The sequence below is a fragment of the Arcobacter arenosus genome, assembly GCF_005771535.1.
In the GTDB taxonomy this organism is placed as follows: domain Bacteria; phylum Campylobacterota; class Campylobacteria; order Campylobacterales; family Arcobacteraceae; genus Halarcobacter; species Halarcobacter arenosus.
This window is the reverse complement of the sequence record NZ_VANU01000001.1, coordinates 755,467-769,133: the sequence shown is the minus strand read 5'-3', so window position 1 is coordinate 769,133 and position 13,667 is coordinate 755,467. Positions and strand designations below refer to the sequence as shown.

13 protein-coding genes are annotated in these 13,667 nt (G+C 29.8%); all 13 read left to right on the top strand.

Annotation, left to right across the window (positions count from 1 at the left end):
* The first annotated feature begins 10 nt into the window (after nt 1-10).
* The 13 genes from FDK22_RS03915 (at nt 11) to FDK22_RS03855 (ending at nt 13,652) form a co-directional block, all read left to right on the top strand.
* Entirely contained in the window at nt 11-211 is a 201-nt protein-coding gene (locus tag FDK22_RS03915; protein ID WP_138151580.1) for a hypothetical protein, read from the top strand.
* Nucleotides 198-410 carry a hypothetical protein gene (locus FDK22_RS03910; protein WP_138151579.1) on the top strand — a complete coding sequence of 71 codons (213 nt, stop codon included), beginning with the start codon at nt 198-200 and terminating at the stop codon, nt 408-410. Before FDK22_RS03915 ends, FDK22_RS03910 begins: the two co-directional genes overlap by 14 nt.
* Nucleotides 411-513: 103 nt before the next feature.
* A complete protein-coding gene (locus FDK22_RS03905; protein ID WP_138151578.1) occupies nt 514-951 on the top strand; it encodes a Dps family protein in 438 nt (145 codons plus the stop codon).
* Nucleotides 952-971: 20 nt separating this feature from the next.
* Nucleotides 972-1,817, top strand: a complete 846-nt coding sequence (zupT, locus tag FDK22_RS03900; protein WP_138151577.1) for a zinc transporter ZupT — start codon at nt 972-974, stop codon at nt 1,815-1,817.
* Nucleotides 1,818-1,894: 77 nt separating this feature from the next.
* The gene (locus FDK22_RS03895; protein ID WP_228711625.1) at nt 1,895-4,420 is read left to right on the top strand and encodes a methyl-accepting chemotaxis protein; all 2,526 of its coding nucleotides are present in this window, start codon (nt 1,895-1,897) and stop codon (nt 4,418-4,420) included.
* 73 nt (nt 4,421-4,493) lie between these two features.
* Complete coding sequence (locus FDK22_RS03890) at nt 4,494-5,093, top strand: DedA family protein (protein WP_138151576.1); 600 nt, start codon at nt 4,494-4,496, stop codon at nt 5,091-5,093.
* Between the two features lies 1 nt (nt 5,094).
* Complete coding sequence (locus FDK22_RS03885; RefSeq protein ID WP_138151575.1) at nt 5,095-5,730, top strand: SDR family oxidoreductase; 636 nt, start codon at nt 5,095-5,097, stop codon at nt 5,728-5,730.
* 405 nt (nt 5,731-6,135) lie between these two features.
* Entirely contained in the window at nt 6,136-7,380 is a 1,245-nt protein-coding gene (locus FDK22_RS03880) for a diaminobutyrate--2-oxoglutarate transaminase (RefSeq protein ID WP_138151574.1), read from the top strand.
* A gap of 140 nt (nt 7,381-7,520) precedes the next feature.
* A complete protein-coding gene (locus FDK22_RS03875; RefSeq protein WP_138151573.1) occupies nt 7,521-8,921 on the top strand; it encodes an NAD-dependent succinate-semialdehyde dehydrogenase in 1,401 nt (466 codons plus the stop codon).
* A gap of 15 nt (nt 8,922-8,936) precedes the next feature.
* Nucleotides 8,937-10,124 (top strand): M24 family metallopeptidase, encoded by a 1,188-nt coding sequence (locus FDK22_RS03870; protein WP_138151572.1) that lies wholly within the window; start codon nt 8,937-8,939, stop codon nt 10,122-10,124.
* Nucleotides 10,125-10,218: 94 nt separating this feature from the next.
* Entirely contained in the window at nt 10,219-11,226 is a 1,008-nt protein-coding gene (gene dctP / locus FDK22_RS03865; RefSeq protein ID WP_138151571.1) for a TRAP transporter substrate-binding protein DctP, read from the top strand.
* Between the two features lie 86 nt (nt 11,227-11,312).
* Nucleotides 11,313-11,882 carry a TRAP transporter small permease gene (locus FDK22_RS03860; RefSeq protein ID WP_138151570.1) on the top strand — a complete coding sequence of 190 codons (570 nt, stop codon included), beginning with the start codon at nt 11,313-11,315 and terminating at the stop codon, nt 11,880-11,882.
* Between the two features lie 9 nt (nt 11,883-11,891).
* A complete protein-coding gene (locus FDK22_RS03855) occupies nt 11,892-13,652 on the top strand; it encodes a TRAP transporter large permease (protein ID WP_228711624.1) in 1,761 nt (586 codons plus the stop codon).
* The last annotated feature ends 15 nt before the right edge of the window (nt 13,653-13,667 follow it).

The following is a 13,667-nucleotide window of genomic DNA, read 5'->3' as shown; positions in this document are numbered from 1 at the left end:
GAAAGGTAAAATGGATTCAATTATTTATGAATTAAGAGCAAACGATATCAAAGAAGATGATATTCAATTTATAATGGAAAAAGTTAAAAATCGAATATCAGAACAAAATATTGATATTGAACTTGAAAAATTAGGTTATCCAAAAGTTTTCACAGTTGATTATGATGATTATAGCTATGAATATGATATGGATGAAGATGATGAGTTCTAATACTATAAATAATCTAAATACCAATGAGTTAATTCATCAAATACTATATTTAGTTAAATATAAAAAAGATTTCAAATTAGCTGCACAGGTTATGAAAGATAATTTAATTTCCTTAGAGGAATTAAATGAAAAAACATTAAAGCTTTCACAATTAGAACTTGCAAAAATTGCAGATGCAATAATAGTGGGTAAGAGATAATTTTTATCCACTAATAAAATTTATTTATGTTTGTCTAAGTTAAAATACTTTACAATTTCTAATGGAAAAAAATTATCCATTAGAAAACAATAAAGGATTTAAGATGGCAAATATAGTAGAAAATTTAAAACAATTACAATCAGACGCCCATGCAATGTATGTAAAAGTACATAATTATCACTGGAATATTGAAGGGATGGATTTCTTCCCTGTACATAATCAAACAGAAGAGATTTATACAAGCTTTTCAACTTTGTATGATGAACTTGCAGAAAGGGTTTTACAATTAGGTGAAAAACCATATTTGACTCTATCTGATTTAGTTAACACTACAAATATAGAAGAAGAATCAAATTCAAATTTTAGGTCTAAAGAGGTTGTTGAAAAAATTATAAATGACTACAACTATTTTTTAAGATCATTTAGAAGTTTAAGTGAAATTGCATCAGAAGCAGGAGATAAAACAACAGAAGCTTTTGCTGATGAAAAAGTTGCTAAACTTGAAAAAGATTTATGGATGATTGGAAATATGCTTAAGTAGTTTAAGTTTTAAGGATTAGTATGGAAACTTTGAGTCTTGAAAATTATATTATAGCTTTCATACTAACCTTATTTGCAGGACTTTCTACAAGTATTGGTGCAGTTATTGCATTTTTTTCAAAGACAAAAACTGAAAAATTCTTATCTTTAGGATTGGGTTTTTCAGCTGGCGTTATGATATATGTATCATTTATGGAGATACTACAAAAATCTACAGAGTCTTTTACTCAATTAGTATCAAGTGAAGTAAAGGGTGAATCTTTAGCATTATTTTGCTTTTTTTTAGGTATTGCAATTATTGCAGTTATTGATAGACTTATTCCAAAAGATGTTAATCCCCATGAACCAAAATCAGAAGCACAATTACAAGAATTGAAACCCAATAATAAAAATAGTGTTGTTTTAAATAATAGTTTAAAAAGAACAGGGGTTTTTACCGCTTTAGCAATAGGTATTCACAATTTTCCAGAAGGTTTTGCAACTTTTATTTCATCTTTAGATAACTTAACTCTTGGTTTAAGCATCGCTTTGGCTATTGCTATTCATAATATTCCTGAAGGGATGGCAGTCTCTTTACCTATTTATCATGCAACTGGAAATAAGAAAAAAGCATTTTGGTATGCAACTCTTTCTGGTTTTGCAGAACCTATTGGGGCAATTATTGGATTTTTTATATTATTTCCTTTTATGGGAGAGGCTACTTTAGGGATAACTTTTGGACTTGTATCTGGAATTATGATTTATATCTCCTTTGATGAACTTTTGCCAGCAGCTAGAGTTTATGGAAATGCCCATACAACGATTGCAGGTTTAGTTTTGGGGATGTTTGTTATGTCAATTAGTTTAATGTTATTTAAGTTTGTTTGAATTTAATAGAAAATAATACTTTTTGAAGACTATTTTATTATATACTCCAAAAATAACTTATATCTTTGGAGTATTTAATGAAAAGTTTTAGTATTAACGCTAAATTAATGTTATTAATTATTGGTAGTTTACTTTTAATGTCTGTAACTATTTTGTCTATAAGTGTAAATGAAAGTATAAAGCACTCAGAAAAAGAGAAACTTGTTCAGCTTAAATCAACAACTTATGCAAAAAAACAACATATTCAAGAGTATTTTAAAACCATTGAAGGTTTAATTATTTCAATTGCAAATTCTGCTTCAACTCAAGAGGCTTTTAATGAGTTTATTAGAGGGTTTTATACTATTTCTAGTCAATCAAGTGGCGAAGTTGATATGACAAAAGTAAAAAATGAACTTTTAAATCATTACAATGATCTTTATATAAATAAAATAAATTTTAATTTACCTAATGTTTCTTCAAAAAAAGAAGCTAGTGAATATTTACCAAAAGATGATAATGGAATTTTAGCTCAATATATGTATATTATAAAAAATGAAGAGAAAATTGGTGAAAAGAATAAATTAACTCAATCAAATACTTTTTTTAATAACTATGCTTTTTCTCACACACGATTTCATGAGACCTTTAATATAATTTTAGAAAAATTTTCATTATATGATATTTTTTTGGTAGATTTAAAAGGTACAATTATTTATAGTACTTTTAAAGAAAAAGATTTTGCTACTAATTTAAAAACTGGACCTTATGCAAATAGTGGAATTGCTAAAGTAAATGAAAAAGCATATACATTAGAAAAAGGTGAAGTTGCATTTAGTGATTTTGAACCTTATGAACCAAGTTATAATACTCCTGCTTCTTTTCTAGCTATTCCTGTTTTTAACAATCAAAATAGAAGAATCGGTAATTTAATTATGCAGTTTCCAATTAGTGTGATTGATTCAATTATGAATTTTAATGGAAATTATGAAAGTGCAGGCTTAGGAAAAAGTGGTAAAAGTTATTTAGTTGGAAGTGATTATAAAATGAGAAATAATCACAGATACCTAAAAGATCTTGACCATCAACATGTAAAAAATTCAGGTACAACTATATCATTATTTGAAATAAAAACAGAGGCAACAAAACTTGCTTTAGAAAATAAAAGTGGGGCAAAATTAATAGAAGATAATGAGGGTAAAAAATATTTAAGTGCTTATTCAGGACTTAAAGTTTTTGATAAACAATGGGGAATAATCTCTGAAATTGATAATGATGAGGCTTTAGCTGATAGTATTAAGTTAAATATTATACTAGCTTCAATCTCATTTGTTGTACTTATTTTGATAATTTTTATTTCAATTTACATTTTAAGAAATTCAATTATTAAACCTATCAAAAATTTTGAAAATGGTCTTATGTCATTTTTTAAATATTTAAATAATGAAATTAATGAAGTTGTTTATTTAGATGATTCTAAAAATGATGAAATAGGTGAGATGTCAAAAGTTGTTAATAAAAATATTAATAAAACTAAAGATGGAATAGAAAAAGATAGAGAATTAATAAATGAAACTGTAATGATATTATCAGAATTTGAAAAGGGTGATTTATCTCAAAGAATTAAAGCTAAACCATCAAATCCTTCTTTAGAGGAATTAAAAACTGTAATTAATAATATGGGGAATAATTTAGAAATAAATATTCAAAATATTTTAAAAGTTTTAGAAACTTATACACAATATAACTATATCCAAAAAGTTGATCCAAAAGATTTAAAAGAACAGCTTTTAAAATTAGCCGAAGGGGTAAACCTTTTAGGAGATTCCATTACTCAAATGCTTATTGAAAATAAAACAAATGGATTAAAATTAGATGATAGTTCAGATAGATTAATTGAAAGTGTAAAAATCTTATCAAATAATACAAATTCTGCTGCTGCATCTATAGAAGAAACTTCTGCTGCTTTAGAAGAGATAAATAGTAATATTATTTCAAATAATGAAAATGTTGAAAAAATGGCTTCTTATTCTCAAGAGGTTAATAAATCTGTTAAAACAGGAGAAGAGTTAGCTAAAAAAACTACACAAGCAATGGATGAAATAAATGAACAAGTTAGTGCTATTAATGAGGCAATAAGTGTTATTGATCAAATTGCTTTCCAAACAAATACTTTATCTTTAAATGCAGCTGTAGAAGCAGCAACAGCAGGTGAAGCAGGAAAAGGCTTTGCCGTTGTTGCTCAAGAAGTTAGAAACTTAGCTGCAAGAAGTGCTGAAGCGGCAAAAGAGATTAAAGATTTAGTTGAAAGTGCAAATATTAAAGCAAATGAAGGGAAACAAATCTCTGATACAATGATTGAGGGATATAGTAGTCTTAGTAAAAATATAAACAATACAATAGAACTTATTTATGCTGTATCAAGTTCTTCTAAAGAGCAACAAATAGGAATTTCACAAATAAATGAAAGTATTGCAAGTTTAGATAAACAAACACAGGAAAATGCAGCTATCGCTCAAAATACAAACAATATTGCTCTTCAAACAGATACTATTTCTAAACAAATTGTTACAAGTGCAGATGAAAAAGAGTTTAAAGGAAAAAATGAAATAAACCTAAATTAATAAATAAATTAATTTTTTTCATTATTAAAAGATAAAATGATACAATACGCCAATTTTTAAAAGGGATACAAAAATGCTTCATAGTATTGTAGATTTTATCGTTCAAACAGTTGGCACTTTAGGTTATACAGGAATTTTTATAATGATGTTCTTAGAAAGTACTTTCTTCCCTTTTCCTAGTGAAGTAGTAATGATTCCTGCTGGTTACTTAGTTCACAAAGGTGAGATGAATATGGCTATAGTTTTATTCTGTGGAATAGCAGGTTCACTTGCTGGAGCATTTTTTAACTACTACTTAGCTATTTATGTTGGTAGAGCTGTTTTAATAAAATATGGAAAATATTTTTTTATAAAAGAATCTACAATCCAAAAAGCCGAAAGGTTTTTTGAAAACCACGGACATATCTCAACTTTTAGTGGAAGATTAATCCCTGCAGTTAGACAGCTTATATCATTCCCTGCTGGTTTAGCTAGAATGAATATTGTAAGTTTTTCTGTTTATACAACTTTAGGTGCATCTATTTGGGTTGTTATATTAACTTTACTTGGTTATTACATTGGGGACAATGAAGATTTAGTAAAAGAGTATTTATCAACTATTGTTTATCTATTATTAGGATTAATTGCCTTAGGGGCTTTTATTTATTATAAAAGAATAAATAAAGGTTTATAAAATGAAAAAGGCTATTGTAACTGGTTTTTCTTCTGGAATTGGAAAAGCAATTTGTGAAATTTTAGAAGAAAATAATTATAAGGTTTTAACTTTAAAATCTAGACTTGAAGATACAAAAGCTTTAGAAATAGAAGTGAAAAATCTATTAAAAGAGAATGATATTGATTTATTAGTTAATTGTGCTGGTCTTGGGATATTCAAACCCCATGAAGAGATCTCAATTCCAAAAATTCAAGAATTAATAAATATAAACCTTACTGCCCCAATTATCCTTTCAAGTTTACTTTTAAGAACTCTTAAAAAAACAAAAGGTCATATAATAAATATTGCTTCAATTGAAGCAACAAGACATTCAAAATTCTCTGCACTTTATACAGCAACAAAATCAGGACTTAGGAATTTTTCTCTAACTTTATTTGAAGAGTTAAGAAAATCAGATGTAAAAGTTACTACAATAAATCCTGACCTTACAAAAACTAACTTTTTTGATGAATTTAATTTTGAACCTAGTGAAAATAAGAATGCCCATTTGTTACCTCAAACTATAGCAAATACTGTTTTAGATATTTTAAACTTTGATGGGGTTATAACTGAAATCACTGTTCGCCCTCAAAGATTAGAGATTAAAAAAAAATAAAAAACATATTTTAAATTATACAATTAAAGAATAATTTTTGTGTAATAAATGTACATCACATACTTGACAATGTAAAAAAAAGTAGTTAATATTTTCAATAGATATTTCAAAGGAGGCTATTAAAATGTTTTTTACTACTTGCTCAAAACTAAAACATTTTATTTATTTAGCCTTGCAAAAACTTTATAGAGCATACAAAATCTCTTTTAGACCTATTAAAGAGATCCAAAATTTATTAATCCAAGAAAAAAACTTTATACTAACTGCCAGATAGACCCTCGCAATTTATTTAGTGTGTAATAAATTGTAGGCTACATAAATAATATATTTAAGAATATATTATTTATGTAGCTTAGCAGGGTCTTTTTATTTTTTAAAAAATCTAAAATTATATAAGGAAGAATTATGTTAAACGATAAAACAGTATTTGAAGAGAATGAATCAGAAATTAGAGCTTATTGTAGAGCAGTACCAACTGTTTTTAAATCATCAAAAAATGCAATTATGATTGATGAAAATGATAAAGAATTTGTAGACTTTTTTGCAGGAGCTGGAGTTTTAAACTTTGGTCACAATAATCCAAAAATGAAAGATGCAGTAATTGAATTTTTACAAAGAGATGGAGTTGTTCATTCCCTTGATATGTTTACAGATGTAAAAAGAGATTTTATCTCAACATTTGTTGAAACTGTTTTAAAACCAAGAGGAATGGGTGATTACAAACTACAATTTACAGGACCAACAGGAACAAATGCAGTTGAAGCTGCACTTAAACTTGCTAGAAAAGTAACTGGAAGAACAGAGATTGTAGCTTTCCATAGAGGTTTCCATGGTATGACTTTAGGTTCCCTTGCTTGTACAGCAAATAATGCCTTTAGAAGCTCGTCAGGAGTTCCTTTAAATAATGTTATTAGAGGAACATTTAATGACATGGAAGCTCTAGATAGAATGAGAGAACAAATGTTTGATGCAGGTTCAGGGATGTTACCACCAGCTGGATTTATAGTTGAACCAGTACAAGCAGAAGGTGGAGTTAGACCAGCAACAAAAGAATGGTTACAAGCAGTGCAAAAACTTGCACGTGATACTGGTGCTTTATTTATACTTGACAGTATTCAATGTGGAAATGGTAGATGTGGAAGTTATTTTAGTTTTGATGATTTAGATGTTGACCCAGATATTAATATTTGTGCAAAAGGTTTAGGTGGATTTGGTACACCAATTGGTATGTTAATAAATAAACCAGAAGTTGATAAAGCTTGGGGACCAGGACAACATACAGGTACATTTAGAGGACAAGGTATCTCTTTTGTAGCAGGTCGTGTTGCCTTAGAGTATTTTAAAGATGAAGAGTTTAACAAAGAGACTATTAGAAAAGGTAAAGTGATTAGAGCTTTATTAGATGAGATGAATGACAAATATTCTCAAGTTACTGAAATAAGACAAAAGGGGATGATGTTAGCAATTAATTTTGATAACGCTGCTACTGTTAAAGAGATTACTGGAAAATGTTATGAAAATGGATTAATTATTGGAGCTTGTTCAACTGGTGAGATTATTAAGTTTATTCCACCTTTAACAATCGAAGATGAAGTTTTGGAAGAGGGATTAAAAAGATTTAAAGCTTCAGTTGAAGCTGTATTAGGTTAAAAGCAACTCGTTACTTTCTTTAGAATTTCTCAAAGAGAGTACAAGTACAAGGCTTCTTTAGATGAGATTTATTCTCATTGGTAAAAGAAGTTAAAAAATATAGGTCCCTGAAAAAATGGGACATTTTTAAAGGAGAAATTATGGGATACAGTCCAACACACTTTAAATCAATAAATCCATACAATGAAGAGATTGTATGTGAAGTACCAATGCATACAAAAGAAGAAGCAAGACAGATTGTTCAAAATTCACAAGAAGCATATATAAACGAATGGATTAATACAAATTATGAACAAAGAGCAAAACTTTTGAATGCAGTGGCAAAAGAGATGAAAGACAACCTTGATTATTATGCACTTCCTATGACTGAAGAGATGGGTAAACCAATAAATGAAGCAAGGGGTGAAGTTAATAAAGCTGCATGGGCCGCTGAACACTATGCAAGTTTTGCTGAAGAGTATTTAAAAACTGAATATATAGAATCAGATGCAACAGAAAGTTATGTTCAATATCTACCCCTTGGAGTGACGCTTGGAGTGTTACCTTGGAATGCACCATTTTGGTTAGCTTTTAGATATTTAGCACCAGCTCTTATGTCTGGAAATACTTGTATTATGAAGCATGACTCACATACTCCATTATGTGCACTTAGAATTGTTGAAGCTTTTACTAAAGTTGGATTCCCTACAAATGTTGTTCAAAATCTGATGGTAGGACACTCACTACTTGAAGATGTAATTAGACATGAATATGTGATGGGAGTTTCACTTACAGGTTCTTCAAAAGCAGGAGCTGCTGTTGGAGCTATTGCTGGAAGTGAAATCAAGCCTGTAGTTTTAGAACTTGGTGGTAGTGACCCAGCTATTATTTTAGCTGATACCCAAGATTTAGAAAAAGCCGCAGATGTAGTTGTTCTTTCAAGATATATAAATGCAGGACAATCTTGTATTGCTGCTAAAAGAATTATTGTTGAAGAGCCAATTTATGAAAAATTTATAGATTTATTAAAAGAAAGATTTGAGAAATTAAAACTTGGAGACCCAAAAGATGAGTCAACAACAATTGGACCAATAGCAAGACGTGAGTTGGTTGAGGAGATGCATGAACAAGTTGACAAATCAGTAGCAGCAGGAGCTAGATTAGTTCTTGGTGGTCAAAGATTAGATGATATGCAAGGATTTTTCTTTCCTGTAACTATTTTAGCTGATGTAGAGCCAGGTATGGTTGTTTCTTGTCAAGAAACATTTGGACCAATAGCTTCAATTATAAAAGTAAAAGATGAAGAGGAAGCTATAAAAATAGCAAATGCAACAGATTATGGTTTAGGTGGTTCTGTTTGGACAGGAGATGTCGAAAAAGGTAAAAAACTAGCTTCAAGAATTGTTACCGGACAAGTTTCAATAAATGGGATAGTTAAATCAGACCCAAGACTTCCAAGTGGTGGAGTTAAAAAATCTGGACTTGGAAAAGAGTTAGGACCACATGGAATTAAAATGTTTGTAAATACTCAACAAGTTTGGGTTGGTCCTGTTAAAAGTTAAGTTTTGGAGAAAAATATGAGTAAAACAAAACTTGCCTTTACTAAAAAGGAATATATACAAAGGGTTAAAAGAGTTAAATCTATAATGCAACAAAGACGAATTGACGTCTTAGTTGCAACAGACCCTGGAAATATGAATTGGCTAACAGGATATGATGGATGGTCTTTTTATGTTCACCAAGGTGTAATTATCTCTTTAGACCATGAAGAACCTATTTGGTTTGGAAGACTTATGGATGTAAATGCGGCATTACTTAGATGTTACATGAGTAAAGAGAATATGATTGGCTACCCTGAAATGTATGTACAAAATCTAGACGAACATCCAATGACTTGGATAGGAGAAAATGTTTTTAGAAAAAATAAATGGGAAAAATGTGTAATTGCCACTGAAAGAGATAATTATTATTACTCAGCAGAAGCTCATTTTAGATTAACTGCAACCTTGCCAAATGCAACCTTTGTAAATGCAAATAATTTAGTAAATTGGGTTAGGGGTAAGAAGTCTGCAAAAGAGATTGAATATATGAAAATTGCTGGAAGAATTACCGAAAAAATTCATCAAAGAGTACTTGATATTGTAAGACCTGGTATTCCAAAATCCCATGTTGTCTCACAAATTTATGAAACAGCAATTGCTGGAGTTGATGGTTATGGAGGAGATTACCCTTCAATAGTACCTTTACTTCCATCAGGAGCTGAAGCTTCAGCTTCACATATTACTTGGGATGATAGCCCTTTTAAAAAAAATGAAGCAACTTTTTTTGAGATATCTGGATGTTATAAAAGATACCATGCTCCTATGTCAAGAACAATTTATATGGGAAAACCAAATCAAAAGTTTTTAGATGCTGAAAAAGCACTTCAAGAAACAATTGATGCTGGGCTTGAAATGGCAAAACCAGGAAATACAACTGCTGATATTGCAAATGCAGCCCAAAAAGTTATGAATAAATATGGTATCGATAGAAACAATGCAAGGTATGGATATCCAATTGGAGTTAGTTATCCACCGGATTGGGGTGAAAGAACTTGTAGTTTAAGAAGTACAGATTTAACAGTTCTTGAACCCGGTATGACCTTTCATTTTATGCCAGGGATTTGGCAAGAGGATTGGGGAGTTGAGATTACGGAAAGTATACATATCACCAAAGATGGGGTAGAGACTTTTTGTAATTTCCCAAGACAATTATTTCTAAAATAATACTAAATATAGGGGGTGTTTTAATAAAAAAGCTTATATTTAAAAAATTAAACAGAGAAAGATGTGGTAAACCAAAGAAAGAAAGGAAATTAATATGAAATTATTTAAAGGATTGGTAATAGCAGGTTTAATTACTGCTACAAGTTTAAGTGCAGCAACATGGAAATATGCTTTTGGTGAAGGTACAAGTGACCCTCAAGGTATTTATGCAACTGCATTTAAGAGTTTTATTGAAGATAATTCAAGAAATAAAATAGAGTTATATAAGGTTGGTTCTTTAGGTGAAGAAACTGATATGATGGAACAAACAAGAGCTGGATTACTTCATTTCTTAGGACAATCAACTGGATATATGGGTGGAACTATCCCTGAAATGGATATTTTTACTGTTCCTTATGTAATGCCTACAGATACAAAACAATTGGATTATTTCTTTAAAAACTCTAAAGTAGTTAATGAGATGCTTCCAACAATTTTCCATAAACATGGATTAGAACTATTATCTATTTTCCCTGAAGGAGAGATGGCTGTTACAACATTTGAAGAGTTTCATTCCCCTGAAGATTTAAAGGGTAAAAAGATGAGAGTTATGCCAGGTTCACCTATTTTAGTTGAAACATATAAAGCTTTTGGAGCATCTCCTCAACCTATGTCATGGGGTGATTTAGTTGGTGCACTTAAAACAGGAATGGTTGATGGACAAGAAAATCCAACAGTATGGATTGAAGCTTATGGTTTAGATGATTTAACAAAAGTTTTAACATACACTGGTCATGGACACTTTAACGCATCAGTTAGTGCAAATAAAAAGTTCTATGATGGATTATCAAAAAGAGATAAAAAATTAGTTCAAGAAGCTGCTGAATTTGCCCATAAAACAATTTTACAAGAGGCTCAAAAACTTGATGCTTATGGATTAGGAAGAATTGTAAGAACAAATCCTAATTATAAAATTGTAACTTTAACTGAAGATGAAAGAAAGGTATTTAAAGAAAAAGCAAAAGCGGTACAAGAATCATTTGCTTCAAAAAGTGATTCAAATAAAAAGATAATGACACAAATGATGAAAGATTTAGACCAAGCTGAGAAAAATGCTAAATAATTCATAAATTATAGTAATCCACTTTATGTGGATTTACTATAGTAGATTACAAAGTGTTGTAACCTACTATAGTAAAAGGAAAGATTATGGACACTAGTACAAAAAACCCAATACTAAAAGCCTTAGATTTTATAGACAAAATGTTAAGTAAATTTGAAGGTGTTATGCTTGCATTAGGTGTAATTGCAATGGCAATTATAACTATACTTTCAGTTATTACAAGGTTTATTTTTAATGATGCATTAACAATAACCGATGAATTAAATATGATTTTTATTGTAATAGTTACCTTTGCAGGTTTAAGTTACGCCGCTAGAAATGGAAGACATATTAGAATGTCTGCAATATATGATGCTCTCCCTACAAAAATTAGAAAAGTCTTTATGATATTTATCTCTTTAATCACTTCAATTTTTATGTTTATATTAGCAAAATATTCATATGGGTATATTGTTGAAGTATATGAAAGTGGAAGAATTTTACCCGCTATTGGAATCCCTGTATTTTATGTATATTTGTGGGTACCAATTGGATTTACCGTTACTGGACTTCAATACTTTTTTACAGTTGTTAAGAATATAAGAGAAGATGATGTATTTCTTTCAACAAATGTAAGAGATGGTTATAGCGATAGTAATAATGATATGGAAGTATAAGGACACAAAATGCAAAAGTTTATAAAAAAGTTTTTAATAATTTTAACAATTTTAATGGGATTTTCCATATCCGCTTTTTCTAAAGAGAATGTAACTTTATATTTTGATGAAATTGCCATTGAGGATAAGGTTAATCTTTTTATTTATGGTTCAGCAGAATCAGAAGATTTTTCTTCCCATAAATGGCAAATTATAAATTTAAAAATAAAAGATAAAAAAAATAAAGAACTTTCTTTTAGTACAGAGTCCGACAAAAATGGTTTTTGGGAAGTAGAAAATATTGATATAAAAGATTTGAGTGATGGAAAGCTTAATATTGAAGTGAAAATGATTTCAGAAGAGGGTGCACTTTTAGCTTCATTAATTGATACAAGTACCATAAAAGATACAAGTTTTAAAATAACTGAATTTTTAAAAAATCATCTATCTGCATCTATTTTTTCTTTAATGGTGATTTTATTATTACTTGGTTTTCCTATGATGATTCCTTTAATTGCAGGAACCTCTTTAGGTATTTTTTTACTTTTTGATGGTGATTTTTCAAAAATGGAGTTTCTTATTCAACAGATGATGGGAGGTATTAGGCCAGCTGCATTAATTGCTGTTCCTATGTTTATCCTTTCTGCTGATATTATGACTAGAGGAAAAAGTGCTGAAAAGCTTATTGATTTGGTAATGGCTTTTGTAAGACATATTAAGGGTGGACTTGCAGTAAGTACGGCAGGTGCTTGTGCTATGTTTGGTGCGGTTTCAGGTTCTACCCAAGCAACTGTTGTTGCAATTGGATCCCCTTTAAGACCAAGACTTAAAAAAGGTGGATATAAAGAATCATTTATTTTAGCATTAATTGTAAACTCAAGTGATATCGCTTTTTTAATTCCACCAAGTATTGGGATGATTATTTATGGGATTGTTGCTAAAACATCTATTCCTGAACTTTTTATTGCTGGGATTGGACCTGGATTATTAATTCTTTTTCTTTTTTCAATCTATAGTATTATTTATGCCTATAGACATAATATCCCAACTGAACCAAAAGCCTCATGGAAAGAAAGGGGTACTGCTTTATTAAATGCTTTATGGCCTTTAGGTTTCCCTGCAATTATTGTTGGTGGTATCTTTGGGGGAATTTTTTCTCCAACTGAAGCAGCTGCTGTTAGTGTTGCTTATGCAATTTTTCTAGAAGGTATTGTTTTTAAAACAATGAAATTAAAAGATTTATATGCAACTGCTAAATCAACTGGATTAGTAACTGCTGTTGTATTTATATTAGTTGGAGCTGGAGCTGGATTTGCATGGGTTTTATCTTTTGCTCAAATTCCTCAAGAAATATTAAGTTCTATAGGGATTACAGAAATGGGACCATATGAGGTTTTATTTGTAATATCAATTGCTTTTTTTGTTGGATGTATGTTTGTTGATCCAATTGTAGTTATATTAGTTTTAGTTCCTATTTTTGCACCAATTGTAAATTCAGTTGGCTTAGACCCTGTTTTAGTGGGGACAATTATCACCTTACAAGTAGCAATTGGTTCTGCAACACCACCTTTTGGTTGTGATATTTTTACAGCTATTGCTGTATTTAAAAGACCATATCTAGAAGTAATTAAAGGCACTCCACCATTTATTATTATCCTTTTAAGTGTATCAGTTGCTTTAATCTTTTTCCCAGATATTGCACTGTTTTTAAGGGATGTTGCCTTTAGGGATTTAAGTGTGATTGACTATTTTCAAAACCTATTTGGTTTTGGTGCACAAGTTATAGAATAATTTTTAAGTAAAAAG